Below are 24,687 nucleotides of genomic sequence, written 5' to 3'. Positions count from 1 at the left end.
CCTCAACCTTGGCGCGGGCTTAGCGGTACTCGCACAGGTAGGCAGTGTCGCGCTCGACCTTGAGATTGAAGCGGCTGTTGGCGGCAACCGTAAACTGCTCGCCAGCCGCATAGGTGGTCCAGCTCTCGGCGTCGGGCAGCTTGACCGTCAGGGCGCCGTTGATCACGTGCATGATTTCCAGCTGGCTGGTGCCAAACTCGTATTCGCCCGGCGCCATGACGCCCACGGTGGCACTGCCTTCTGGCTGTTGGAAGGCGATGGACGCGACCTTGCCGTCAAAATACTGATTTACCTGAAACACGGGGCATACTCCTGGAAGGAAAGGGCGCTCATTATGCCGAGCGGTCGAGGCTTCCGGCAATTGCCCGGCGATTAAAAATGACCTGGATTGCTCGCCATGGCGGGCCGTAGGAGCAAGGACATGGCAAATATCGGTTTTATCGGTCTGGGCGTCATGGGTTATCCCATGGCAGGGCATCTGCAGCATGCCGGGCACAACGTCACGGTGTACAACCGTACGGCCAGCAAAGCACGCCAGTGGGTGGCCGAGCACGCCGGCAGCGCGGCCGATACGCCTGCGCTGGCAGCGGTCGACCAGGACTACGTGATCTTGTGTGTGGGCAATGATGACGACCTCCGCGCCGTAGTTGCCGGGGAGGATGGCGTGCTCAAGGGTGCGCGCAGCGGCCTGGTGCTGGTTGATCATACTACCGCCTCGGCAGATGTTGCGCGCGAGCTGGCCGCGCTTGCGGCCAAACAGGGCGTTGGCTTTCTCGACGCGCCGGTATCGGGCGGGCAATCCGGTGCAGAAAAGGGCCAGTTGACCATCATGGTGGGCGGTGATGAGGCGGTGTTCGACCTGGTGCGCCCGATCATCAAGGGCTATGCCCGCATGCTGCAGTTGATGGGGCCAGTCGGTAGTGGTCAGTTGACCAAGATGGTCAATCAGATCTGCATCGCCGGCCTGGTCCAGGGGTTGGCGGAGGCATTGAATTTTGCGCAGTACGCCGGGCTGAATGGCGAGGCGGTAGTTGACGTCATCAGCAAGGGTGCGGCGCAATCCTGGCAGATGGAAAATCGCCACAAGACCATGCTGGCAGGCGAATTCGATTACGGCTTTGCGGTTGACTGGATGCGCAAGGACCTGGCCATAGTGTTGGCCGAAGCACAGCGCAACGGAGCGCAACTGCCGGTGACCGCGCTGGTGGATCAGTTCTATGCTGACGTACAGGCTATGGGCGGTGGGCGTTGGGATACTTCAAGTCTGATTGCGCGACTCAAGCGCTAGCACTAGAATGCGCGGCCCTTGACCGGGTCAGCGCATCTCAAGAGGTCTTTCAATGCAGTGTCGAGAGGGTTGCGGTGCCTGTTGCATCGCCCCGTCCATCAGTTCGCCGCTACCGGGTATGCCTAATGGCAAGCCGGCGGGGGTGCGCTGCCTGCATTTGCAGGCGGATCGGAGCTGCGCCATCTTTCACTCGCCAGCGCGTCCAGCGGTCTGCGCCGGCTTTGCTGCCGAGCCGGCGATCTGTGGGGAAAACCTCGAGGATGCCATGCGCATCATCACGTGGCTGGAAGCAGAAACTGTTTGAGCGTTGCATTCAGCTGTTCTGGGTGACCACGCTGGGCACGCGGCGGCGGCCGGCAAATACATTGACCGCCAGCCCACCCATGACCATGAGTGCGCCGAACATTTGCAACTGACCAAGCTGCTCTCCCAATAGCAGTGCGGCAGAGCTCAGGCCTATCACCGGTACCAGCATGGAAAAGGGCGCGACTTGCGCCGCCGGGTAGCGCGATAACAGACGGCTCCACAGGCTGTAGCCCAGCAGCGTCGCCCCGAACGCCAGGTAAATCAGCGCCAGAACCGATTGCAGGCTGAGGTTGGTCAGAGCATCACCTATGCGCTGCGGCCCTTCCAGTAATAGCGACATCGCCAGAAAGGGCAGTGGGGGCACCAGGCTGCCCCAGACTACCAGGCTGACCAGGTCGACCTGGCCCACGCGCTTGGTAATGATATTCCCCATGGCCCACATTGCGGCAGCACAGATGGTCAGCATGAAGCCGGCTAGCGTCATGCCGATTCCGCTGTTGAGGCCGATCAGCAGCAGTCCGGCAGCAGCAATCAGCAGCCCGATCAGGTTGTGTACGCGGAAACGCTCACCCAGCACCATGGCAGCAAACAACAGCGTGAAAAAGGCTTGCGACTGCAGCACAAGAGAGGCGAGGCCGGCGGGCATACCCACCGACATGGCCGAGAACAGAAAAGCAAACTGGCCAAAGGAGATGGTCAGTCCGTAAGCCAGTAACCAGCGCAGGGGTATCTTCGGACGGCGAATGAAAAATACCGCTGGAATGGCTGCGAGCGTGAAGCGCAGAGCGCCCAGCAGCATCGGCGGCAGCTCGTCCAGGCCGAGCTTGATAACGACAAAATTGAGTCCCCATACCAAGATAACCAGCATGGCGAATCCGAGATCTCTGGCGGGCATGGTGCGGCAGGCTCCGGGATGAAAGGCTTTAGTCAGCGGCTTATACAAGCATGTCTGAGTGGCACTGCTGCGATACAGTGGCGCCCGCAAACACCTGTACAGTGTCGGTGGCAGGGGGGGCGGTTGTGCTGTAACGGGCGCGGCATTCTGCGCCAGGGAGGTGCTTCATGGAGCCCTGGGCGCGTAGTAGGCGCGCATAGGCTGGCGAGGTCTACAGCGTTTCGAAGCTTTGGCTGACGAAGCGGTTCAGGGCATCGATCAATGGGCCGGTATTGCTGCCTTGTTCCAACAGTATCTGATAGCTCCCGAGCGGCGGCAGCCCCGCTGCCAAATCCACTATCTTTAGTGGCTTGCTGATCAGTCCACGCGGAAAGGGCGCTATCGCCAGATCAGCCAGCATGGCTGCGCGTTGCCCCGTGCAATGCTCGCTTACATAGGCGATCCGGTAGGCGATGTCGGCACCGTCAAGTGCCGCCAGCGCGGCCTCTCGCCATACGCAACCGGAGGCGGCCAGCGACAGCGGCAAAGGCCTGCGATTGGCCGCCTGGCCGCCGATGCATTCGGCCCAGACCAACTGTTCGGTATATACCACCCTGCCGCTGGCGGAAGGCATTCCAGAGGTTATCAATGCGAGGTCCAGCTCGGCGTTGTTGACCTGCTCAAGCATGTCGAGACTGCGTCCCACTACCACATCCACCTGCACGCCGGGATAGGCACGGGCAAAGCCGCTCAATACGGTGGGCAGTATCCGTGTGCCCACGTCGTCGGATGTGCCAAGACGAACGCGGCCGGTGAGTTCGGGATGACGGAACTGGCTCAAGGCTTCTTCGTTGAGATTGAGCATGCGCCGGGCAAAGCCCAGCAATGCTTCACCCTCGGTGGTGACTCTGGCACGCCGTGGCTCGCGCAGCAGCAGTTGGTATCCAAGCATCTCTTCCAGGCGTTTCATCTGCATGCTGACGGCGGAAGGAGTGCGATGGACTTGCAGGGCGGCGCGCGTGAAGCTGCCGGTCTCGGCGATGGCGACAAAGCTTCGCAGCACATCCAGCTCAAGCAGGGGGAGGGCGGCGTTGGCGGGAAGAGTCACGGAGGTCTCGTTCAATTAAATTGAAAGCTCATGTTATTTAAATTCGTTGGATTGAACAAGCTAGGCGCGCGAAGCTGGCATTTCATTACCAGAAGAGGTTGCCAGCATGGGAGTCGAGGAAAAAAACGATACCGAAAAAAGAGAGATGCCCGTTCAACGGCCAATGCATGAATTCTATATGCCGGCCATGCCACCTTTTGGTCTTTGCAAGGCAATAGCGCGCGGGGTGCGAACGCTTTATCGCTATATGAAGCGCCCGTCAGGCCGTTAACTGCGGTAGGGCTCTAATATTGGTGTTAGAAAGCGGAGCTTGGTGCAGCCCCTGCCACGGGGCTCACGAAATAAAAAACCCGCCGGAGCGGGTTTTTTATTGCCAGGCAGCGATTTACTTGGAAGGGTAGTCGCGCTGGGTTGGGCCAGTGTACAGCTGGCGCGGACGGCCAATCTTGTACGGCCCGCTGATCATCTCGTTCCAGTGGGCAATCCAGCCCGGCGTGCGGCCGGTGGCGAAGATGACCGTGAACATCTCGGTCGGGATGCCGATCGCCTTGAGGATGATGCCCGAATAGAAGTCTACGTTCGGATACAGGTTGCGTTCCTTGAAGTAGGGATCGTTGCGCGCGATCTCTTCCAGCTTCATGGCCAGTTCCAGCTGCGGATCGTTGATCCCCAGTTCGGCCAGCACTTCGTCGCAGGTCTCTTTCATGACCTTGGCGCGCGGATCGAAGTTCTTGTAAACGCGGTGACCGAAGCCCATCAGCTTGAATGGATCGTCCTTGTCCTTGGCCTTGGCAACAAACTTCTCGATGTTGGATACATCGCCGATCTCATCCAGCATGCGTAGTACGGCTTCGTTCGCGCCACCGTGAGCTGGTCCCCACAGCGCGGCAATGCCGGCTGCGATACAGGCGAAGGGGTTGGCGCCGGAAGAGCCGGCCAGTCGTACGGTGGAGGTGGAGGCGTTCTGTTCGTGATCTGCGTGCAACACGAAAATGCGGTCCATCGCCTTGGATAGTACCGGGCTGATCGGCTTCTCGTCACAGGGTGTGTTGAACATCATGTGCAGGAAGTTTTCGGAATAGCTCAGGTCGTTACGCGGGTACATCATGGGCTGGCCCATGGAATACTTGTACACCATGGCAGCCAGGGTCGGCATCTTGGCGATCAGGCGAATGGCCGAAATTTCACGGTGGTGAGCATCATTAATGTCCAGCGAATCGTGATAGAAGGCAGACAGGGCGCCAACCACACCACACATGATGGCCATCGGGTGCGCATCGCGGCGGAAACCGTTGAAAAAAGTCTTGAGTTGCTCGTGCACCATGGTGTGATTCTTGATGGTGCTGTCGAATTTGGCTTTTTCTTCGTCGGTGGGGAGTTCGCCCTTGAGCAGCAGGAAGCAGGTTTCCAGGAAGTCGGCTTTTTCTGCAAGCTGATCAATAGGATAGCCGCGGTGCAGAAGTATGCCCTTCTCGCCGTCGATATAGGTGATTTTGGATTCACAGGACGAAGTGGCCATAAAGCCAGGGTCGAAAGTGAATACGCCTTCTGCAGTGAGGCCGCGAACGTCCACAACATCGGGACCCATGGTCCCTGAATAGACCGGTAGGTCAATGGGGGCAGCGCCCTCGATGATCAATTGCGCTTTTTTGTCAGCCATTGATGGCCTCCTGTTTTGCTGTATCGAAAAGGTGACCCCCCACGCAGGGCCCGCATCACTATAAGGTGATAAATCGGTTTGTCAATTGTACCGATAGTGAAAGGAAATAAGCCCAATTAAAAGCTTTTAATGGACTTGTAAATGTGTTTTGGCAGATAGCGGGTATCGGCGATTCTAAGCGCTCTGCAACAAGCTGTTGCATTGTAATCAATGACCCAAGTCTCTATACTCCTTGACCGGCAAAGTGACTCGCAGGGCCTCTGAACAGTGGCTGCAGTGCAGGGTTGCACACCTTCCTATAATCCAGCCCTGCCCACAGGGCCATGAGTGTGAATATAGCCGTGAATAGCAAAAGACCCGTCAACCTAGACCTCAGGACAATCAAACTTCCTGTCACAGGCGTTACCTCATTTCTTCACCGCGTCTCGGGCATCATCCTGTTTCTTTCCATTGCGATTCTGCTGTGGATGCTGGATGTTTCCCTGAGTTCTGAAAGCGGTTTTGAACAGGTACAGGATTGTCTTCAGCACCCCCTGGCCAAGCTGGTCATTTGGGGCATTCTCTCTGCGCTGCTCTATCACCTGGTCGCCGGTGTGCGCCATTTGATAATGGACGCTGGCGTAGGTGAAGGGCTCGAGAGCGGCATCCTCGGCTCGAAGATAGTGCTCGTTGTTTCTGTCATTCTGATTGTTCTTGTGGGGGTGTGGATATGGTAACCAGCGTCACCAACCTGTCGCGCAGTGGTTTGTATGACTGGATGGCACAGCGCGTGTCTGCCGTTCTGCTCGCCGCCTATGTGCTTTTTCTGCTCGGTTATCTGATTGCTCATCCCAACCTGACCTACGCCGACTGGCAGGGGTTGTTCAGCCAGAACTGGATGCGCATCTTCAGTCTGCTCACCCTGGTTGCCCTCAGTGTTCACTCCTGGGTCGGCATGTGGACCATTTCCACCGACTACCTGACTCCCATGGCCTTGGGCAAATCTGCCACCGTAGTCCGCTTCCTGTTCCAGGCGGCCTGTGGTCTTGCCATGTTTGTATTGTTTGTCTGGGGCGTGCAGATCCTGTGGGGAATTCAATAAATGTCTAACATGCGTACTTTGACTTTTGATGCCATCATCATTGGTGGTGGCGGTGCCGGCATGCGCGCAGCGCTGCAACTGGCTCAGGGCGGTCACAAGACGGCCGTGGTAACCAAGGTGTTCCCGACGCGCTCGCACACCGTATCCGCCCAGGGCGGCATTACCTGCGCCATCGCTTCTGCCGATCCGAACGATGACTGGCGCTGGCACATGTACGATACCGTCAAGGGTTCCGATTACATCGGTGACCAGGACGCTATCGAATACATGTGCTCCGTTGGTCCGGAAGCGGTATTCGAGCTTGAGCACATGGGTCTGCCGTTCTCGCGTACCGAGCAGGGCCGCATCTATCAGCGTCCGTTCGGTGGTCAGTCCAAGGGGCCGGACAATCCTACCCAGGCTGCCCGTACCTGCGCCGCTGCTGACCGTACCGGTCACGCGCTGCTGCACACGCTGTATCAGAACAACGTCAAGCACAACACGACCTTCCTCAACGAATGGTATGCGGTCGATCTGGTCAAGAACCAGGACGGCGCCATCGTCGGTGTGATCGCGATCTGCATCGAAACCGGCGAGACTGCCTACATTCGCTCCAAGGCCACTGTATTGGCCACCGGTGGTGCGGGCCGTATCTACGCCTCTACTACCAATGCCCTGATCAACACGGGCGACGGTATTGGCATGGCGCTGCGCGCTGGTGTGCCGGTGCAGGATATCGAAATGTGGCAGTTCCACCCCACCGGCATTGCTGGCGCCGGCACCCTGGTGACCGAAGGTTGCCGTGGTGAAGGTGGTTACCTGATCAACAAGGATGGCGAGCGATTCATGGAGCGCTACGCGCCCAACGCCAAGGATCTTGCCGGTCGTGACGTGGTTGCCCGTTCCATGGTCAAGGAAATTCTCGCCGGTAACGGCTGTGGCCCGGATGGCGACCACGTGATGCTGAAACTGGATCACCTGGGTGAAGAAGTGCTGCACAGCCGCCTGCCGGGCATCTGTGAGCTGTCCAAGACCTTTGCCCACGTTGACCCTGTTGTGGCCCCCATTCCGGTGGTTCCGACCTGTCACTACATGATGGGTGGTGTCGCTACCAATATCCATGGTCAAGCGATTACCCGCGACGCCGCCGGCAACGACAAGATCGTCGAAGGCCTGTTCGCGGTAGGTGAAGTGGCTTGCGTATCGGTGCACGGTGCCAACCGTCTGGGCGGCAACTCGCTGCTTGATCTGGTGGTATTTGGTCGTGCGACCGGCCTGCATCTGGAAAGCGCACTGAAAGAAGGTATCGACTACCGTGCCGCTTCTGCATCGGATATCGACGCTTCCATGGCCCGCCTCGCTGGCCTGAACGAGCGTAGCGCCGGTGAAGAGGTTGCGCCACTGCGTAAAGAGCTGCAGAACTGCATGCAGAACTACTTCGGTGTGTTCCGTACCGGCGAGTTCATGCAGAAGGGTATCTCTCAGTTGGCCGATTTGCGTGAGCGCATTGCTACCGTCAAGATCGACGACAAGAGTCAGGCATTCAACACTGCGCGTATCGAAGCGCTGGAACTGCAGAATCTGCTGGAAGTGGCTGAGGCCACTGCGATCGCCGCGGAGGCCCGCACCGAAAGCCGCGGTGCGCATGCGCGTGAAGATTACGAAGATCGCGACGACGTGAACTGGTTGTGCCACAGCCTGTACATGCCCGAGACCAAGCAGCTGGAGAAGCGTGGAGTCAACTTCTCGCCGAAGACAGTGCCTGCCTTTGAACCTAAAGTGCGTACCTACTAAGGGTGACCGATATGTTGCAAGTAAGTGTTTATCGTTATAACCCCGAAACCGACAGCGCTCCGTTCATGCAGGACTTCCAGGTCGACACCGGTGGCAAGGATGTCATGGTTCTGGACGTACTGGCGCTGATCAAGGAGCAGGACGTGGGCATGGCCTATCGCCGCTCCTGCCGCGAGGGCGTTTGCGGCTCCGATGGCATGAACATCAACGGCAAGAACGGTCTGGCCTGCATCACGCCACTGTCTGCTGTAGTGAAGAAAAACAAGCTGGTACTGCGTCCTTTGCCCGGTTTGCCGGTAATTCGTGACTTGGTTGTAGATATGAGCATCTTCTACAAGCAGTACGAAAAAGTTCAGCCGTATCTGCAAAATGACACGCCGGCGCCGGCTATCGAGCGTCTGCAGTCTCCCGAAGAGCGGGAAAAGCTGGATGGCCTGTACGAGTGCATTCTCTGTGCCTGCTGTTCCACCTCCTGTCCTTCTTTCTGGTGGAATCCGGACAAGTTCATTGGTCCCGCTGGTCTGTTGCAGGCTTACCGCTTCCTCGCGGATAGCCGTGACGAGAAGACTGATGAACGTTTGGCATCCCTGGATGATCCGTTCAGCGTATTTCGCTGCCGTGGCATCATGAACTGCGTCAATGTCTGCCCCAAGGGTCTCAACCCGACGCGGGCCATTGGACATATTCGCAACATGTTGCTGCAAAGCGGTACCTGATCGGCTGTAATTGCATTAAGTTGGCCTGAGCCGACTCCTGCTACAAGGAGTCGGACAGTTTTAAGACGGACCGCTAGCCCAAAAAGCCGCGGTTTGTATGTACCTAAACCAACAGGGGCAATCGGGTAACACCCGAACTATCTGTCGGGGCCGGCAATTTTCCGTACGACGGAATATGTGGCAGCAAGGCAGGAGGCAGCGACACTGCCCCCGCGACCACAACACATATTTCTGCGCGGATGGCAGAGCGTTACTTGCCAATTAATGGTCTTTGCGCCAGATGGTGTCCCCGATAAAAGGGTGACCAAGCATGCCAGACAGCGAAATGCAGCAGCTGTGGAGCACGTCTCACATATCCGGTGGGAATGCCTCCTATGTTGAAGAGCTTTATGAGCTCTACCTGCAAGATCCGAACAGTGTTGCCGAAGAGTGGCGCGGCTATTTCCAGAAGCTGCCGCAAGTCAACGGTCATGCCGGATCCGATGTTCCTCATTCCGTTATTCGCGACCATTTTCTCTCGCTTTCCAAGGGCAATCGACGTCCGCAGGCCACCGCTGGCCAGGTCAGCAGCGAGCACGAGAAAAAGCAGGTCGACGTCCTCCGCCTGATCCACTCCTACCGCATGCGTGGCCACCAGGCTGCCAAGCTCGACCCCCTGGGCTTGTGGAAGCGCGAAGAGATTGCTGACCTTACGCTGTCTGACTACGACCTGACCGAAGCTGATCTGGACACCGTGTTCCGTACCGGTGAACTGCAGTTCGGAACGGGTGAAGCAAGCCTGCGTGACACCCTCGAAGGTCTGAAGACCACCTACTGCTCGACCTTTGGCGCCGAGTACATGCACATCGTTGATTCCAGCCAGCGTCGCTGGTTTCAGCAGCGCATGGAAAGTGTGCGCGGTCGTCCGCAGTTGGGCGCCGACACCAAGCGCCATCTCCTGGAGCGCCTGACCGCCGCAGAAGGGCTGGAAAAGTATCTGGGTACCAAGTACCCCGGTACCAAGCGCTTTGGTGTGGAAGGCGGTGAAAGCCTGATCCCCATGCTCGACGAGATCATTCAGCGTTCAGGCTCCTACGGCAACCAGGAAGTCGTGTTGGGCATGGCCCACCGCGGTCGCCTTAACGTGCTGGTCAACACCCTTGGCAAGAACCCGCGCGAGCTGTTCGACGAGTTCGAAGGCAAGAAGAAAGTGGACATGGGCTCGGGTGACGTCAAGTACCACCAGGGCTTCTCCTCCAACGTCATGACCTCTGGCGGCGAAGTGCATCTGGCGCTGGCATTCAACCCATCTCACCTGGAGATCGTTTCTCCGGTAGTCGAGGGTTCGGTGCGTGCCCGTCAGGACCGTCGTCTGGATACCACCGGCGACAAGGTGTTGCCGATCAGCATCCATGGCGATGCGGCATTTGCTGGTCAGGGTGTGGTCATGGAAACCTTCCAGATGTCACAGACCCGGGCCTACAAGACCGGCGGCACCATCCACATTGTGGTCAACAACCAGGTAGGCTTCACCACCAGCCGCCAGGACGATGCGCGCTCTACCGAGTACTGCACCGACGTGGCCAAGATGATTCAGGCGCCGATTTTTCACGTCAACGGCGATGATCCGGAAGCCGTGCTGTTCGTTACCCAGCTGGCGGTCGATTACCGCATGCAGTTCAAGCGCGATGTGGTGATCGACCTGGTCTGCTACCGTCGTCGCGGTCACAACGAAGCGGATGAGCCGTCCGGCACCCAGCCGCTGATGTACGACATCATCACCAAACACCCCACCACTCGCGAGATCTACGCTGACCGTCTGGTAAGCGAAGGCATCCTGACCAAGGATGAGGTTCAGGAGTACTTCGAGGAGTACCGCAACGCGTTGGACAATGGTGATCACGTAGTCAAGAGTCTGGTCAAGGAGCCCGATAGCAGCTCTTTCGTCGATTGGGCTCCCTACCTGAACCACAAGTGGACCGCGCGTCACGATACCAGCTTCGACCTCAAGACCCTGCAGGAGTTGGCCAACAAGCTGACTGACCTGCCGGATGGCCTGGTACTGCAGCGTCAGGTCAGCAAGATCGTCGAAGACCGTCGCAAAATGGCCGCCGGCGCGCTCGCGCTGAACTGGGGTTTTGCCGAAACCATGGCGTACGCCACCTTGCTGCATGAAGGGCACCCAATTCGCATCACCGGTCAGGATGTGGGCCGTGGAACCTTCTCGCATCGCCACGCGGTTCTGCACAGTCAGAACGATGGCCGAGCCTACGTACCCTTGCGTAAGCTGAGCGACAACCAGCCACGTTTCGACATCTATGATTCGTTGCTGTCCGAAGAAGCAGTACTGGCCTTCGAGTATGGTTACGCGACCACCACGCCCAATGCGCTGGTCATCTGGGAAGCCCAGTTTGGTGACTTCTTCAATGGCGCACAGGTGGTGGTTGACCAGTTCATCACTAGCGGCGAGCACAAGTGGGGCCGTCTTTGCGGTCTGACCATGCTGCTGCCGCACGGTTATGAAGGGCAGGGGCCTGAGCATTCCTCGGCTCGTCTGGAGCGCTTCCTGCAACTGTCTGCGGAACACAACATCCAGGTTTGTGTACCGTCCACGCCGGCGCAGGTTTATCACATGCTGCGTCGTCAGGTGATACGCCCGCTGCGCAAGCCGCTCATCGCGCTTACGCCCAAGTCGCTGCTGCGTCACAAGCTGGCGACCTCAACGCTGGAAGATCTGGCAGAAGGCTCGTTCCAGACCGTCATCCCCGAGGTCGATGCGATTGATCCGAAGAAGGTTGACCGCGTGGTCATGTGCAGCGGCAAGGTCTACTACGACCTGCTTGAAAAACGGCGCAAGGAAGAGCTCGAGAATATTGCCATCGTGCGTATCGAGCAGCTCTATCCCTTCCCCGAGGATGACCTGGGCGAAGTGCTGGCCCCCTACAAGAACCTGAAAAAAGTGATCTGGTGTCAGGAAGAGCCGATGAACCAGGGTGCCTGGTATTGCAGCCAGCATCACATGCGTCGGGTACTTGCTGAACACAAGACCAAAAATCTGTATCTGGACTACGCTGGACGAGAGGCTTCTGCCGCGCCGGCCTGCGGCCATCCTTCCATGCACGCGGAACAGCAGGAAAAGCTCCTGCAAGACGCTTTTACTGCCTGAGCAACGGCGACAACAGAGAATTTATAAGGATCGACAATGGCTATTGAAATCAAGGCCCCTACTTTTCCGGAATCGGTTGCCGACGGCACCGTCGCTACCTGGCACAAGCAACCGGGCGATGCGGTAAAGCGTGACGACCTGCTCGTCGACATCGAAACCGACAAGGTGGTGCTGGAAGTATTGGCCGAAGCTGACGGCGTGATGGGCGATATCGCCAAGGCCGAAGGCGACACCGTACTCAGTGGTGAAGTGCTGGGTAGTCTGAAAGACGGAGAAGCCGCTTCGGCTTCGGCACCAGCTGCCAAACCCGCTGAAGCCAAGGCCGAGGCTGCACCTGCTGCCACTGAGTCTGCCGAAGAGCCCATGCTGTCTCCCGCTGCGCGCAAGCTGGCTGAAGAGAACGGTCTGGCTGCTGCCGACATTACCGGTACCGGCAAGGGCGGTCGCGTCACCAAGGAAGATGTACTCAACGCCGTAGAAGCCAAGAAGAATGCACCTGCCGCTGCGCCCGCTGCCAAGCCGGCCGCTGCTGCTCCGGCTGCGAGCGTGGCGCTGGGCGAGGGTGATCGCGTCGAGAAACGCGTTCCCATGACCCGTCTGCGCGCCCGTATCGCCGAGCGTCTGGTGGATGCTCAGTCCAGCATGGCGATGTTGACTACCTTCAATGAAGTCAACATGAAACCGATCATGGATCTGCGCAAGAAGTACAAGGACCTGTTCGAGAAGAAGCACGACGGCGTGCGTCTGGGCTTCATGTCCTTCTTCGTCAAGGCGGCTACCGAAGCGCTCAAGCGCTACCCGGCGGTCAACGCTTCGATCGATGGCAACGACGTTGTTTATCACGGCTATCAGGACATCGGTGTAGCGGTATCCAGCGATCGTGGTCTGGTTGTGCCGATTCTGCGCAACACCGAGCACATGGGTCTGGCCCAGATCGAAGGCACCATTGCCGACTACGGACGCAAGGCGCGCGACGGCAAGTTGACCATGGAAGAAATGACCGGTGGTACCTTCACCATTTCCAACGGCGGCGTTTTCGGCTCCCTGTTGTCTTCTCCCATTGTCAATCCGCCGCAGGCCGCCATTCTTGGCATGCACAAGATCCAGGAGCGCCCGATGGCCGAGAACGGCCAGGTGGTGATTCTGCCGATGATGTACCTGGCGCTGTCCTACGATCACCGCCTGATCGACGGCAAGGAAGCGGTGAGCTTCCTGGTCGCCATCAAGGAATTGCTGGAAGATCCGGCGCGCCTGATTCTGGACGTCTGATACGGCTGCACGCTTTCAGCGGCAACACTAGACGCTGCTCGACACCTCCGGTGTGTTGAGCAGCCTTCGGATTATTGCTGCCAACAGAGGATTTGGTTATGAGTCAGAAATACGATGTGGTAGTTATTGGTGCAGGTCCCGGCGGCTATGTCGCGGCTATCCGCGCTGCGCAGCTGGGTTTGAAAACCGCCTGTATCGAAAAGTATGTAGGCAAGGATGGCAAGCAGGCGCTCGGCGGCACTTGCCTCAACGTCGGTTGTATTCCTTCCAAGGCCCTGCTGGACAGCACCTGGAAGTATCACGAAGCCAAAGAGGGCTTCAAGATTCATGGCATCGACATTAAGGGCATCAATATGGATGTTCCGGCGATGGTCGAGCGCAAGGACAAGATCGTCAAGCAGTTTACCGGCGGTGTTTCCACTCTGTTCAAGGCCAACGGCGTGACCAGCATTGAAGGTCACGGCAAGTTGCTGGCCGGCAAGAAGGTGGAAGTGACGGCACCGGATGGCTCTACCAGCGTCATCGATGCAGAGAATGTCATTCTCGCTTCGGGCTCTGTGCCGATCAACATTCCGCCAGCACCCCTGACCGACGACATTATCGTTGATTCTACCGGCGCGCTCGACTTCACCGCCGTACCCAAGAAGCTGGGCGTTATCGGCGCGGGTGTGATTGGCTTGGAGCTGGGTTCGGTATGGCGTCGTCTGGGGGCTGAAGTCGTGGTTTTTGAAGCCCTTGATACCTTCCTCGGCCTGGCCGACGAGCAGGTGGCCAAGGAAGCGCTCAAGACCTTCACCAAGCAGGGTCTGCAGGTGCGTCTGGGCGCCCGCGTCACCGGCACCGAAATCAAGCGCAAGCAGGTGGTGGTTTCCTTCTCCGACTCTGAAGGCGAGCAGCAGCTGACCTTTGACAAGCTGATTGTCGCGGTTGGCCGTCGTCCTTACACCGAAAATCTGCTGGCCTCCGATTGCGGTGTCGATCTGGACGAGCGCGGCATGGTGTTTGTTGATGATTACTGCGCTACCAGCGTACCCGGCGTTTATGCTGTGGGCGACATGGTGCGTGGCCCAATGCTGGCCCACAAGTCCTCGGAAGAGGGCGTGATGGTTGCCGAGCGCATCGCCGGCCACAAGGCGGCGATGAACTACGACCTGGTCCCCTCGGTGATTTACACCCATCCGGAAATCGCCTGGGTCGGCAAGAACGAGAAGCAGCTCAAGGCCGAAGGCGTCGAGTACAACGTGGGTGTGTTTCCGTTCGCGGCCAGCGGCCGTGCTGTGGCCGCCAACGATACCGGCGGCATGGTCAAGATGATTGCCGACGCCAAGACCGACCGCGTGTTGGGCGTTCACGTTATCGGGCCAAGCGCAGCCGAACTGGTGCAGCAGGGCGCGATTGCCATGGAATTCGGCACCAGTGCTGAAGACCTGGGCATGATGGTGTTCTCTCACCCCACGCTTTCCGAAGCGCTTCACGAAGCTGCTTTGGCGGTCAATGGTCACGCGATTCACATCGCCAACCGCAAGAAGCGTTAATATAGCGACCCAGAGACCGGACGGTTACGCAGTGACCCTCCGGTCTTGCGCAAAGAACAACTTTGACCGAGTGATCGGTCAGGCCACAACGAGGTGGTCAGCCAACCTGGCTGGAAACAGGTGTTCCCGAGGCCCTCAGGGCGCCAGCGGTTACAAAATGTAACCCTAGAGTGGTAAGCAGTGTTTACCATGTTCGGGCTGACAGGCTTCCGGCAGGACGGCATCGGTGGCGGCAACTCGCAGAGTGGCGGCTAGAAAGTAATTCCTACACGATCAAAACGGTAGATAAGCATGAATCTTCACGAATATCAGGGGAAGCAGCTGTTCGCTGAATACGGTCTTCCAGTATCCAAGGGCTTTGCTGTTGACACTCCGGAAGAAGCGGCAGAAGCCTGTGACAAGATTGGCGGCGACATGTGGGTCGTCAAGGCGCAGGTTCACGCGGGCGGTCGCGGCAAGGCTGGTGGCGTAAAGCTGATCAAGAGCAAGGAAGAAGCCAAAGCCTTCGCCGAGAAGTGGCTGGGTCAGCGTTTGGTAACTTACCAAACTGATGCCAGCGGTCAGCCGGTCAGCAAGATTCTGGTTGAATCCTGCACTGATATCGCTCAAGAGCTGTATCTGGGCGCCGTAGTCGATCGCTCCACTCGTCGCATCGTTTTCATGGCCTCCACCGAAGGCGGTGTTGAAATCGAGAAAGTGGCTGAAGAAACGCCCGAGAAGATCCTCAAGGCAACTATCGATCCGCTGGTTGGCCCGCAGCCATACCAGGGCCGCGATCTGGCTTTCCAGTTGGGTTTGAAGGGCGATCAGATCAAGCAGTTCACCAACATCTTCGTAGGCCTGGGCAAGCTGTTTGCCGACTACGATCTGGCACTGCTGGAAATCAACCCGCTGGTGATCAAGGAAGACGGCAACCTGCACTGCCTGGATGCCAAGATCAACATCGACGGCAACGCCATGTACCGCCAGCCCAAGCTGCGCGCCATGCACGACCCGTCTCAGGATGACCCGCGTGAAGCCCACGCTGCCAAGTTCGAACTGAACTACGTTGCCCTTGAAGGCAACATCGGTTGCATGGTCAACGGTGCCGGTCTGGCCATGGGTACCATGGACATCGTCAACCTGAACGGTGGCAAGCCTGCCAACTTCCTGGATGTGGGCGGCGGCGCGACCAAAGAGCGCGTGACCGAAGCCTTCAAGATCATTCTGTCCGACTCCAACGTCGCTGCGGTTCTGGTCAACATCTTCGGTGGTATCGTTCGCTGCGACATGATTGCCGAAGGCATCATCGGCGCGGTGAAGGAAGTGGGCGTCAAAGTCCCTGTGGTCGTTCGCCTTGAAGGCAACAACGCCGATCTCGGCGCCAAGGTACTGGCCGAAAGTGGCCTGAACATCATCGCTGCAACCAGTCTGACCGACGCTGCCCAGCAAGTCGTCAAGGCCGCGGAGGGTAAATAATGAGCATCCTGATCAACAAAGACACCAAGGTAATCTGCCAAGGCTTCACCGGCTCGCAGGGCACCATGCACTCCGAACAGGCTATCGCCTACGGCACCAAGATGGTCGGCGGCGTTACCCCGGGCAAAGGTGGCACCACGCACCTGGGCCTGCCGGTTTTCAACACCGTACGTGAAGCGGTAGAAGCCACTGGCGCTGACGCCAGCGTGATCTACGTGCCCGCGCCGTTCTGCAAGGATTCCATCCTGGAAGCAGCCAACGGCGGCATCAAGCTGATCGTGTGCATCACCGAAGGCATTCCTACCCTGGACATGCTGGACGCCAAGGTACGTTGCGACGAGCTGGGCGTACGCCTGATCGGCCCCAACTGCCCCGGCGTAATCACCCCCGGCGAGTGCAAGATCGGCATCATGCCCGGTCACATTCACCTGCCAGGCAAGGTCGGTATCGTTTCCCGTTCCGGCACCCTGACCTATGAAGCGGTCAAGCAGACCACTGACGCCGGTTTTGGTCAGTCTTCCTGTGTTGGTATCGGCGGTGACCCGATTCCGGGTTCCAACTTCATCGACATTCTGGAAATGTTCGAGAAGGATCCGGCGACCGAAGCCATCGTCATGATCGGCGAGATCGGCGGTAGCGCGGAAGAAGAAGCCGCTGCCTACATCAAGGCCAACGTCAGCAAGCCGGTTGTGTCCTACATTGCGGGTGTGACTGCTCCGGCAGGCAAACGCATGGGCCACGCGGGCGCGATCATCTCCGGCGGCAAGGGTACTGCCGACGAGAAGTTTGCCGCGCTGGAAGACGCCGGTGTGAAGACCGTGCGTTCGCTGGCCGACATCGGCAAGGCACTGTCCGAGCTGACCGGTTGGGCCATGAAGTAAACATCTGATTCCGTCAGATGCTGAGCAAAACCCCGCCAAGGCGGGGTTTTGTTTTTCCCGTATCCTATTTCGGCGGCAGGGCAGCCTGACGCCAACTGAGCTATAACCAGCAAACACCCATTGTTTGCCACGGCAAAGCAACCCATAAGGATCCAATGATGCCGGGGTTTGACCGCATCAACAGCCTGCATCTGATGGTAGGCGGTTTTCAGGCAGTGCTTGCCTACGGTTTGTATGAGGCGGCTGACCGAGCTGTGTGGCCGGCAACGCACGCTGCTGCCTTCATACCGCTGTTCATGCTCATGCTGTTTTTTCCCTTCGGATTTTACTGTGCCAGCCGCGCGCTCACGGTACGGCGCTGGTTGATCAGCTTTGCCGTTGCCTTGCTGGCCTCGGCGATCGGCCTGTATCAGGGCTTGACCGTCAGCGGCCTGGCCGTCAATGGCGCGGTACTGGGCGCGGACTGGTCTCCGGACCATCCGGGCGATTATCTGATGCCGGCGCTGATCCTCGGCCTGGCGTTATTCCTGCTGGTCCCGGCGCTGGCGCTGTATCGGCGTGGAGTGCGCATGGAATACCCGCAGTGGATGCAAGCGCTGCAGCAGAACGCCCAGTTGCTGATGCAGGCAGCGCTGGTGCTGGGGCTGTTCTGGGCGGTGTTGCTGTCGGCCTCGGCGCTATTTGACTTGATCGGTCTGGTGTTCCTCCAGGAGTTGATCGAGCGCAGTTGGTTTTCGATTCCGCTCAGTGTGCTGGTGTTCTCGCACGGCGTATCGCTGGCGGTACGCAGTCACAGTGTTTCTGATTATCTCACTGCGCATGCGGGACGTTTGTGCGGCTGGCTCTATCCGCTCGCGGTGGCGCTGAGCGTGGGTTTCGTACTCAGTTGGCTGCTGCAGGGCGTGACTACGCTGCTGGCGACCGGGCACGCTGCCAACCTGCTGTTGTGGTTTGTGACGCTGAATCTGTTGTTGCTGATTCTCAGCGTGCAGGCGGCTGATGACACTGCGCCGCCTCGCTGGGTTGGCTGGATGATGCTCGCCGGCGCACTGGCATTGCTGCCAATGGTGGCTGTCGCGGGCTACGCGCTGGGGCTGCGGGTGGAGCAGTATGGGCTCACGCCGGCCCGTATCTGGGCCATGTTCGTCAATCTGGTGTTGGCGGTCATGGTGATGGGTTATCTGCTGCATGCACTGAAGTCGGCGCGCGGCGCTACATCTCCCTGGTTGCGGGTAACCAGTGCCTGCGCCGCTGGGGTGGTGGTGCTTGGCATCCTGCTGATGCTCGGCGGTCCGCTTGATCCGCGGCGCATCAGCGTTGCCGGTCAGATGGCACGCCTGGCGGAGCCTGAGCTGGACAACGCGGGGCTGGTGCGTTTTCTGGCCCGTGACGGCGGTCGCTTTGGCACCGCGGCGCTGCTCCGGCTGGCCAAGCAGACCGACGATCCGGGCAGTGCTGCGGCGGTACGCGCCGCCCTCGCGCGCGACGCGCTGGAGCGTGCCGACGACTCTCCCGGTGAGGCCCTATTGGCCATCATCAGTAGCTTGCCGGTATTTCCTGCTGGCGTTGTCGCACCGTCCGGGTTGCTGGAAACCTTGGCCGAAACTCCTGACCTGGCTGGTTGCGTTGCTGATCCAAACGCCGGCAATGCCTGCCTGATTTGGCAACTGCAGCTCAGCGACAACGGGCCGATGCGCTATCTACTGCTCAGTCGCAATGCTGCGGCCTACCCACATGGCATGTTGTGGCAAGGCTCGGTCAATGGCGATTGGCGACAGGCCGGCAATATCGATTTGGGTGGCGACTGCGGTGCTGCGGGGCTGGATGCCGCTACGCTGTTTGACGCGGTGGTTGCCGGTGAGATCGAACTGGTGCCGAAGGCGCGCAAAGATCTGTCGATAAACGGCAGACGAATCACCACCGTGCTCTGGGAACAGACTGACTGCGACTGAGCCGGTAATAATGAATGCGTTCGAGGCGCATGGACGTGGTACTCGTGCAGCGAACAGGTAACTGAAAACTGATGAAAACATTGAAAGCGTTTGACCTGCTGGCCCTTGGCTTTATGACTTTTGCGCTGTTCCTCGGCGCGGGTAACGTCATCTTCCCGCCGAGTGCCGGTCTGGCCGCAGGTGAGCACATGTTGCCAACCGCCCTGGGCTTCATGCTGACGGCGGTTGGCTTGCCGTTGTTGACGCTGATCGCGCTCGCGCGGGTCGGTGGTGGCCTGGCTGAATTGACCACGCCACTGGGGCGTTGGCCTGGCCTGTTGTTGAGCGTAGCTGTGTATCTGGCCATCGGGCCCTTGTTTGCCACGCCGCGCACGACGGTGGTGTCTTACGAGCTGGGTGTCGTGCCCTTCGTGCAAGACAGCTGGCAAACGCTGCTTTGCTACAGCGTGCTGTATTTCGCTGCGGTGATCTTTCTGGCGCTGAAACCGGGTCAGTTGGTGCAACGTGTGGGTATGTTCATAACGCCAATCCTGCTGCTTGGGCTGGCGCTGCTGGGGGCGGCAGCGGTGCTGTTTCCGGCCGGCGAGATGGCCGCTGCCAGTGCGGCCTACCGCGAGGGCGCAATGCTCAAGGGCTTTGTGCAGGGCTATCTGACCATGGATACATTGGGCGCTCTGGTGTTCGGCATCGTGATCACCACAGCCATTCGTGACCGCGGCATCAGTACCGAGCGTCTGATTACCAGATATACGGTAGTGGCGGCCCTGATTGCGGCGCTGGGGCTGTCGCTGGTTTATCTGGCGCTGTTCTATCTTGGGTCCACCAGCAGCGAGCTGGTAGACGCGCAGGCCAATGGCGGCGACATACTGGCAGCCTATGTGCAGTTCCGTTTTGGCACCGCCGGTAGCCTCTTGTTGGCGGTCGTCATCATTCTTGCCTGCATGACCACGGCAGTAGGGTTGTTGACCGCCTGCGGAGAGTTCTTCAGCAAGCTGCTACCGGTGCGTTACGCTCAGGTGGTTTGGTTGCTGGGCGGGTTCAGCATGCTGGTGGCCAATCAGGGGCTCGATTCGCTGATTCAGGTGTCCATTCCGGTACTGGTTGGCTTGTACCCGCTGGCGATTGTGCTGGTATGCCTGAGTCTGGTGGGCCACAGCTGGGCCAGACCGCAGAATGTTCTGCGACCGGTGATGCTGGTCACGCTGGTATTCGGTGTGGTCGACGGCCTCAAGGCTGCGGGCTTTATGGCCACAGAGGGTGGCTGGCTGGATGCCTTGCCGCTGGCAGATCAGAGCCTTGGCTGGCTGATGCCGGTCTTGATCACGCTTATGCTGGCTATACTGGTGGAGTATCTGCGCCATGGACGTTTAAGGCGCAGCGCAGAATGATACCGCGGTGCGTTGCAAAGACCGATTTTTTCAATGAACGCAGGGAGAATAAATGCTGTCTTTTCCGGATGCGGGTAGTCTTTGGGTCAACTTGCTGGCCATCAGCTGGTTTCTGTTTTGCTGGGTAGGCTATACCTATTACGCACAGCATAAGGGGCGCGATACCGCCTGCCTGGCCAGTGTCCTGCACTTGTATCGACGTGACTGGATGAACCGTCTGCTGCTGCGTGAGCAACGCATGTCAGATGCCAGTGTGATCGGTAACCTCGAGCGCAACACGTCTTTCTTCGCCTCCAGCACGTTGCTGATTCTGGCTGGCTTGATTACTGTGCTGGGCGCTACCGACCGGGCCCAGAACCTGTTGCACGAGTTGCCCTTCGTGGCGCATGTCAGCCGGGAAATCTCCGAGCTCAAGTTGCTGGTGCTGATCACCATCTTCGTTTATGCCTTTTTCACCTTCTCCTGGGGTCTGCGGCAGTACAATTTTGCCTCGGTACTACTTGGCTCGGCTCCGCTGTTAGGTGAAAAAAACGTAACCGAGGCGGAGAAGAATGCGTACGCCGAGCGCATGGCGCGGGTCATTTCCATGGCGGGTAATGAGTTCAACCTGGGGTTGCGGGCGTATTACTTTGCGCTGGGTACCCTGACCTGGTTCATCAATCCGCTGTTGTTTATCATCACCACGGCCGGAGTGGTGGTGGTACTGTACCGACGCGAGTTTCGTTCGGATGTGCTGAATATCATGATGTTCAGCCCGGCGCCGGTGCCCACTGCAGTGAATCAGGAGAAGGTTGAATGAGTTTTCCCCTATGGTGTCTGTTTTTCGCGGCCCTGCTGCTGGTTTTCACCAAGGTGCCGGTTGCCATTGCAATGGCCCGCAGTGACGAGAAGGGCTACGACAATTCCCATCCGCGTGCCCAGCAGAACGCGTTGACTGGATGGGGCGCGCGGGCGATGGCGGCGCACGCTAACATGTTCGAGGCGTTCCCCCTGTTTGCCGCAGCCGTGCTGGTGGTACAGGTGTCTGGAAGCATCGGCATGCTGGCCAACGTGCTGGCTGCGGTATTTATTGTTGCGCGGGTGCTCTATACCTTGTTGTATCTGGCTGATCGCTCAACCCTGCGCAGTCTGGTATGGGGTATAGGCTTTGTCAGTTGTCTGATCATGCTGGTGCTGCCGGCGCTGCGTTGAACAGTGGCGGTAGCGCAGGTTCGGAGTAGGGCGGGGTAAGGCGATTGCTGAGCGCGGGACCAATAGTCTGAAGAGGCCTGCGAGGTCAATCGTAGCGGGATTATGCAAGGAATGTTGTGCAAGGAAAGGGCACGCCAATGGCGTGCCCCCGGTCGATCAATCAATTACTCTTCCATAGCGCGTTCCAGATCTTCCTTGGATTCTACGGCAGCGTCCTTGACGGCTTCGCTTTTGTCTTCGACGTAGTCAGCTGAAGTGTCGTAGGCGTCTTCGATGTTCTCGCCAGCGGCGTCCATCTTCTCTTCCATCACTTCGCCAGTGGTCTGCTCATTGTTGGTCATTTCACGAGCTTTCTGCTCGGTGGCAGCGCCAGCTTCTTCCGCGGCTTCGCCCAGATTATCGACCGCTTCGGAGACGTTTTCTTCGGCGCGCTCCATCTTGTCTTCCGGCTCGTCCTGACAACCTGCTACCAGGCCTACGGCACTGACCAGCATCGCAGCTGCAAACAGTTTTTTCATCTGAATCTCCTTGAAGATGAAAACAGGCTCATCTTTATAATGGTTTTTATCGATTACTGCGCTTCTTGGGCTTTCTGTTCGATGGCTTCACCGGTGTCCTCGGTAGCCTCACCCAAGTTGTCTACGGCGTCAGACATGGAGTCTGCTGCGTCTTCCATCTTGTCTTCCGGCTCATCCTGGCAACCTGCCAACAAACCCATGCCCGCCATCAAGATAGCTGCTGCGGCTAATTTCTTCATCGTAATTCTCCATACAGATGATTGAATGTCAGGCATATAGGCCACCGCGGTTAACCGAAGTTCCGTTGATTCTGTGTTCTGGAGTCGAAACTGTGATCTGGGTACTATGCTCTTCTTATAAATACAGGCTGCCACGGGCGGTATGGATGCGGAAGAACAGATGAGCGGTATTCTAGAGCGAGCGCAGAATTTCCTATCGGTGCTGCGGCATTGCCAACACCTTGGCATGAGCGTTGAACAGGCTGATGAGAATGGGCTGATCATCAAGTTGCCGTACAGTGACAAGATAGTGGGCAACCCGGTAACCGGACTGATTCATGGTGGCGCCATCACTACCCTGATGGACACCTGCTGCGGCATTTCTACCGTCTGTTATCTGCCGAGTTTCGAGATATGCCCCACTCTTGATCTGCGCATCGACTACATGCGGCCCGCCAAGCCCGGTCAGCCCATCTTCGGATTTGCCGAGTGTTATCGGGTTACCCCTACGGTGATCTTTACCCGGGGTATTGCCTATCAGGATGACCGTGAGCAACCCATAGCGCATGTGGTGGGTACCTTCATGCGCATGGGCAAGCCGGCAAAGCAGAGCGAGTTGAGCGGCAAGGTCGATGGAGGCCAGCCATGAGTCCGAACGAACTCACAGCCATGAGCCTGGATGAACTGAAAGTTCAGCAGGTGGTGGCCAGCTCGCACCAGAGCGGAGATTACAGCCCGCTGGTCGAGTTGATCCCCTACGCCAGCATGATCGGCATGGAAGTGACCCGCCTGGGTGATGAGGCCGTATTCCGCCTGCCCAAGTCGGAAGACAATATCGGCAACCCGGTATTGCCTGCCTTGCACGGCGGCGTGATTGCCGGTTTCATGGAACAATCGGCCATGCTGCATCTGATGATTTTCATGAACAGTGCGGTATTTCCCAAAATCATCGACTTCTCGGTAGATTACCTGCGGGCCGGGCTGTACCGTGATACCTATGCCACTTGCCAGGTCTGGCGCCAGGGCCGGCGCGTGGGCAATGTGGCGATCACGGCCTGGCAAACGCGCTCCAAGGAGCCGATAGCCACCGCCAGGGCGCATTTCAAGCTCGATTAGCAGCCAACGGGAGTAGTGCAAAGACATGGAGGCCTTGTTGATACTGGGTGGCGCGGTCGTTTTTCTGTGCGCCTGGGTATGGTTGGCAGTCACCAGCCGCCGGTTGCCCGTGGGGCTTTTTGTAGTGGCGCTCGCGTTGCCGATGCTTACCCTGCTGTTGCGGAGAAAGGGTTACTCGCGGCCGGCTCGCCTGCTACTGCTCACAGGAATTTTGATTAGCGCAGCAGGTGTAGCCCTGTTGTATCGGGAGCAGCCAGAGCAGTTCGATCAGTTGATCTCCGGTAGTTGGGTCACGCAGCCGAGCGACAGCGCCTTGAGCGGTACACTCATGCAGCAACCCTTTGTGCCCAATGATGTGCGTTGGCAGGGTAAACATCTGATTTTTGCAGAGAAGGCGGGGGAGCGTATACGCCGTTCTCTGGTAGTTAAATTCGACCGTGCTGAAGCCTTGCTGCAGGGCACCGCCATAGATCTTTTGCCCGGCGATACGGGTCCCTGGCCTGAGTTGGTCCTGCAATGGTACACCGGCGCTCTTGAGCAACCTGGCTTGCGCCGACTCGATGGCGGCTACAGTATGAGCCTGGCGCTGGCAGCTCAAGGACCAGGGCAAACCGAAATGGTGGTGCATCTGCATCTGCCGTCAGAATTCGGTACCCGTCTGACTGGCGTGGTGGTGATCGACGGCCAACCGCAGTGGTTGGGGAAATCCGCTGCGGTACCTGAACCACGGCCTGCGCCTGAACCGGCACCCGCGCCGGAGCCTTCCCGCACCTGGCAGGAAGTCAGCATACTGGCGCTGCTGGATGAGCCGCAGATGTATGTGGGGCAGGCCGTGCGACTGACAACGACCTCAGGCAAGGAGTTTGCCGGCACTCTCACTGCCGTTACTGATGACAAACGCGTGGTGCTGGCACTGCCGCAGGGCGCCAATCAGGTCGACTTCCAGTTTCATCCGGTGGACATACAACGGCTGCAAGCGCGTCCTCGTCAGTGATCGGATGCAGACGCAAGCCTTACTCTGTTTGAGCGGTGGGTAGCCGCTGGACTGTGGTGGCCAGTTTGGCTTGCGCGTCCAGCGTAGCGATCAATTTATGCTCCGCGCTGGTGCAGACCTTGAAAAAAAAATCACCGCCCCCAAATCCTCTCCATTGCCGGTCCTATCTATTCGGTAGGGCCACGTTTCAATCGAACGCTATGGAGACAATTCGAC

Annotated in this window: 24 protein-coding genes; 18 read left to right on the top strand and 6 right to left on the bottom strand. The window is 58.4% G+C overall.

Annotated features, from left to right (window positions below; translation table 11 throughout):
- Positions 1-19: 19 nt before the first annotated feature.
- Positions 20-301: a pyrimidine/purine nucleoside phosphorylase gene (gene ppnP, locus V7756_RS04010; protein ID WP_335608861.1), complete on the bottom strand. Its 282-nt coding sequence runs from the start codon at positions 299-301 to the stop codon at positions 20-22.
- Positions 302-421: 120 nt separating this feature from the next.
- Here ppnP and V7756_RS04005 point away from each other — a divergent pair, with 120 nt between their 5' ends.
- Both V7756_RS04005 and V7756_RS04000 read left to right on the top strand, forming a co-directional pair.
- Positions 422-1,288, top strand: coding sequence for an NAD(P)-dependent oxidoreductase (locus tag V7756_RS04005; protein WP_335608860.1), 867 nt, complete (start codon positions 422-424; stop codon positions 1,286-1,288).
- Between the two features lie 52 nt (positions 1,289-1,340).
- On the top strand, positions 1,341-1,592 hold the full coding sequence (locus tag V7756_RS04000; protein WP_335608859.1) for a YkgJ family cysteine cluster protein: 252 nt from the start codon (positions 1,341-1,343) through the stop codon (positions 1,590-1,592).
- A 9-nt stretch (positions 1,593-1,601) separates the two neighbouring features.
- Here V7756_RS04000 and V7756_RS03995 read toward each other — a convergent pair whose 3' ends face one another.
- From V7756_RS03995 to gltA, 3 genes are all read right to left on the bottom strand, one after another.
- A complete protein-coding gene (locus V7756_RS03995) occupies positions 1,602-2,489 on the bottom strand; it encodes an EamA family transporter (RefSeq protein WP_335608858.1) in 888 nt (295 codons plus the stop codon).
- 211 nt (positions 2,490-2,700) lie between these two features.
- The gene (locus V7756_RS03990) at positions 2,701-3,576 is read right to left on the bottom strand and encodes a LysR family transcriptional regulator (protein WP_335608857.1); all 876 of its coding nucleotides are present in this window, start codon (positions 3,574-3,576) and stop codon (positions 2,701-2,703) included.
- A gap of 385 nt (positions 3,577-3,961) precedes the next feature.
- Complete coding sequence (gene gltA, locus V7756_RS03985; RefSeq protein WP_335608856.1) at positions 3,962-5,236, bottom strand: citrate synthase; 1,275 nt, start codon at positions 5,234-5,236, stop codon at positions 3,962-3,964.
- Between the two features lie 329 nt (positions 5,237-5,565).
- Here gltA and sdhC point away from each other — a divergent pair, with 329 nt between their 5' ends.
- The 13 genes from sdhC (at position 5,566) to V7756_RS03920 (ending at position 21,625) form a co-directional block, all read left to right on the top strand.
- Positions 5,566-5,952 (top strand): succinate dehydrogenase, cytochrome b556 subunit, encoded by a 387-nt coding sequence (sdhC, locus tag V7756_RS03980; RefSeq protein ID WP_335608855.1) that lies wholly within the window; start codon positions 5,566-5,568, stop codon positions 5,950-5,952.
- On the top strand, positions 5,946-6,317 hold the full coding sequence (gene sdhD, locus V7756_RS03975; protein ID WP_335608854.1) for a succinate dehydrogenase, hydrophobic membrane anchor protein: 372 nt from the start codon (positions 5,946-5,948) through the stop codon (positions 6,315-6,317). Before sdhC ends, sdhD begins: the two co-directional genes overlap by 7 nt.
- The gene (gene sdhA, locus V7756_RS03970; RefSeq protein ID WP_335608853.1) at positions 6,318-8,090 is read left to right on the top strand and encodes a succinate dehydrogenase flavoprotein subunit; all 1,773 of its coding nucleotides are present in this window, start codon (positions 6,318-6,320) and stop codon (positions 8,088-8,090) included. It abuts the gene before it with no gap.
- A gap of 11 nt (positions 8,091-8,101) precedes the next feature.
- Entirely contained in the window at positions 8,102-8,806 is a 705-nt protein-coding gene (locus V7756_RS03965; RefSeq protein ID WP_335608852.1) for a succinate dehydrogenase iron-sulfur subunit, read from the top strand.
- A gap of 310 nt (positions 8,807-9,116) precedes the next feature.
- Complete coding sequence (locus tag V7756_RS03960) at positions 9,117-11,951, top strand: 2-oxoglutarate dehydrogenase E1 component (protein ID WP_335608851.1); 2,835 nt, start codon at positions 9,117-9,119, stop codon at positions 11,949-11,951.
- 36 nt (positions 11,952-11,987) lie between these two features.
- Positions 11,988-13,220 (top strand): 2-oxoglutarate dehydrogenase complex dihydrolipoyllysine-residue succinyltransferase, encoded by a 1,233-nt coding sequence (odhB, locus tag V7756_RS03955; RefSeq protein WP_335608850.1) that lies wholly within the window; start codon positions 11,988-11,990, stop codon positions 13,218-13,220.
- Between the two features lie 98 nt (positions 13,221-13,318).
- Positions 13,319-14,755, top strand: coding sequence for a dihydrolipoyl dehydrogenase (gene lpdA / locus V7756_RS03950; RefSeq protein ID WP_335608849.1), 1,437 nt, complete (start codon positions 13,319-13,321; stop codon positions 14,753-14,755).
- A 291-nt stretch (positions 14,756-15,046) separates the two neighbouring features.
- A complete protein-coding gene (gene sucC / locus V7756_RS03945) occupies positions 15,047-16,213 on the top strand; it encodes an ADP-forming succinate--CoA ligase subunit beta (protein WP_335608848.1) in 1,167 nt (388 codons plus the stop codon).
- Positions 16,213-17,094: a succinate--CoA ligase subunit alpha gene (gene sucD, locus V7756_RS03940; RefSeq protein ID WP_092283133.1), complete on the top strand. Its 882-nt coding sequence runs from the start codon at positions 16,213-16,215 to the stop codon at positions 17,092-17,094. Before sucC ends, sucD begins: the two co-directional genes overlap by 1 nt.
- Positions 17,095-17,252: 158 nt before the next feature.
- Positions 17,253-19,046 (top strand): hypothetical protein, encoded by a 1,794-nt coding sequence (locus V7756_RS03935; RefSeq protein WP_335608847.1) that lies wholly within the window; start codon positions 17,253-17,255, stop codon positions 19,044-19,046.
- A gap of 71 nt (positions 19,047-19,117) precedes the next feature.
- Positions 19,118-20,434 carry a branched-chain amino acid transport system II carrier protein gene (brnQ, locus tag V7756_RS03930; RefSeq protein ID WP_335608846.1) on the top strand — a complete coding sequence of 439 codons (1,317 nt, stop codon included), beginning with the start codon at positions 19,118-19,120 and terminating at the stop codon, positions 20,432-20,434.
- A 52-nt stretch (positions 20,435-20,486) separates the two neighbouring features.
- On the top strand, positions 20,487-21,233 hold the full coding sequence (locus V7756_RS03925) for a DUF599 domain-containing protein (RefSeq protein WP_335608845.1): 747 nt from the start codon (positions 20,487-20,489) through the stop codon (positions 21,231-21,233).
- Complete coding sequence (locus tag V7756_RS03920) at positions 21,230-21,625, top strand: MAPEG family protein (protein ID WP_335608844.1); 396 nt, start codon at positions 21,230-21,232, stop codon at positions 21,623-21,625. Before V7756_RS03925 ends, V7756_RS03920 begins: the two co-directional genes overlap by 4 nt.
- Before the next feature lie 164 nt (positions 21,626-21,789).
- Here V7756_RS03920 and V7756_RS03915 read toward each other — a convergent pair whose 3' ends face one another.
- Positions 21,790-22,143 carry a hypothetical protein gene (locus tag V7756_RS03915; RefSeq protein WP_335608843.1) on the bottom strand — a complete coding sequence of 118 codons (354 nt, stop codon included), beginning with the start codon at positions 22,141-22,143 and terminating at the stop codon, positions 21,790-21,792.
- A gap of 53 nt (positions 22,144-22,196) precedes the next feature.
- The gene (locus tag V7756_RS03910; RefSeq protein WP_335608842.1) at positions 22,197-22,382 is read right to left on the bottom strand and encodes a hypothetical protein; all 186 of its coding nucleotides are present in this window, start codon (positions 22,380-22,382) and stop codon (positions 22,197-22,199) included.
- Between the two features lie 160 nt (positions 22,383-22,542).
- Here V7756_RS03910 and V7756_RS03905 point away from each other — a divergent pair, with 160 nt between their 5' ends.
- From V7756_RS03905 to V7756_RS03895, 3 genes are read left to right on the top strand one after another with little or no spacing between them, the layout of a single operon-like run.
- Positions 22,543-23,010, top strand: a complete 468-nt coding sequence (locus V7756_RS03905) for a PaaI family thioesterase (RefSeq protein WP_335608841.1) — start codon at positions 22,543-22,545, stop codon at positions 23,008-23,010.
- A gap of 20 nt (positions 23,011-23,030) precedes the next feature.
- On the top strand, positions 23,031-23,477 hold the full coding sequence (locus V7756_RS03900) for a PaaI family thioesterase (protein ID WP_335608953.1): 447 nt from the start codon (positions 23,031-23,033) through the stop codon (positions 23,475-23,477).
- 25 nt (positions 23,478-23,502) lie between these two features.
- On the top strand, positions 23,503-24,471 hold the full coding sequence (locus V7756_RS03895) for a hypothetical protein (RefSeq protein WP_335608840.1): 969 nt from the start codon (positions 23,503-23,505) through the stop codon (positions 24,469-24,471).
- Positions 24,472-24,687 lie beyond the last annotated feature (216 nt).

Source organism: Halopseudomonas sp. (assembly GCF_036961105.1).
GTDB lineage: Bacteria > Pseudomonadota > Gammaproteobacteria > Pseudomonadales > Pseudomonadaceae > Halopseudomonas.
Note: the sequence above shows the minus strand (reverse complement) of the source record. Positions and strands in the feature narration are given on the sequence as shown.

Excerpts from the sequence above, each read along its gene's own strand:
- V7756_RS04005 (WP_335608860.1), top strand. The coding sequence starts at position 422 with ATGGCAAATATCGGTTTTATCGGTCTGGGCGTCATGGGTTATCCCATG.
- lpdA (WP_335608849.1), top strand. The coding sequence starts at position 13,319 with ATGAGTCAGAAATACGATGTGGTAGTTATTGGTGCAGGTCCCGGCGGC.
- V7756_RS03910 (WP_335608842.1), bottom strand. The coding sequence starts at position 22,382 with ATGAAGAAATTAGCCGCAGCAGCTATCTTGATGGCGGGCATGGGTTTG.
- V7756_RS04000 (WP_335608859.1), top strand. The coding sequence starts at position 1,341 with ATGCAGTGTCGAGAGGGTTGCGGTGCCTGTTGCATCGCCCCGTCCATC.
- V7756_RS03965 (WP_335608852.1), top strand. The coding sequence starts at position 8,102 with ATGTTGCAAGTAAGTGTTTATCGTTATAACCCCGAAACCGACAGCGCT.
- sucD (WP_092283133.1), top strand. The coding sequence starts at position 16,213 with ATGAGCATCCTGATCAACAAAGACACCAAGGTAATCTGCCAAGGCTTC.
- V7756_RS03995 (WP_335608858.1), bottom strand. The coding sequence starts at position 2,489 with ATGCCCGCCAGAGATCTCGGATTCGCCATGCTGGTTATCTTGGTATGG.
- gltA (WP_335608856.1), bottom strand. The coding sequence starts at position 5,236 with ATGGCTGACAAAAAAGCGCAATTGATCATCGAGGGCGCTGCCCCCATT.
- sdhD (WP_335608854.1), top strand. The coding sequence starts at position 5,946 with ATGGTAACCAGCGTCACCAACCTGTCGCGCAGTGGTTTGTATGACTGG.
- odhB (WP_335608850.1), top strand. The coding sequence starts at position 11,988 with ATGGCTATTGAAATCAAGGCCCCTACTTTTCCGGAATCGGTTGCCGAC.
- V7756_RS03960 (WP_335608851.1), top strand. The coding sequence starts at position 9,117 with ATGCCAGACAGCGAAATGCAGCAGCTGTGGAGCACGTCTCACATATCC.
- V7756_RS03925 (WP_335608845.1), top strand. The coding sequence starts at position 20,487 with ATGCTGTCTTTTCCGGATGCGGGTAGTCTTTGGGTCAACTTGCTGGCC.
- V7756_RS03900 (WP_335608953.1), top strand. The coding sequence starts at position 23,031 with ATGAGCCTGGATGAACTGAAAGTTCAGCAGGTGGTGGCCAGCTCGCAC.
- V7756_RS03895 (WP_335608840.1), top strand. The coding sequence starts at position 23,503 with ATGGAGGCCTTGTTGATACTGGGTGGCGCGGTCGTTTTTCTGTGCGCC.
- brnQ (WP_335608846.1), top strand. The coding sequence starts at position 19,118 with ATGAAAACATTGAAAGCGTTTGACCTGCTGGCCCTTGGCTTTATGACT.
- sucC (WP_335608848.1), top strand. The coding sequence starts at position 15,047 with ATGAATCTTCACGAATATCAGGGGAAGCAGCTGTTCGCTGAATACGGT.
- V7756_RS03905 (WP_335608841.1), top strand. The coding sequence starts at position 22,543 with ATGAGCGGTATTCTAGAGCGAGCGCAGAATTTCCTATCGGTGCTGCGG.
- sdhA (WP_335608853.1), top strand. The coding sequence starts at position 6,318 with ATGTCTAACATGCGTACTTTGACTTTTGATGCCATCATCATTGGTGGT.
- V7756_RS03935 (WP_335608847.1), top strand. The coding sequence starts at position 17,253 with ATGCCGGGGTTTGACCGCATCAACAGCCTGCATCTGATGGTAGGCGGT.
- V7756_RS03915 (WP_335608843.1), bottom strand. The coding sequence starts at position 22,143 with ATGAAAAAACTGTTTGCAGCTGCGATGCTGGTCAGTGCCGTAGGCCTG.
- V7756_RS03920 (WP_335608844.1), top strand. The coding sequence starts at position 21,230 with ATGAGTTTTCCCCTATGGTGTCTGTTTTTCGCGGCCCTGCTGCTGGTT.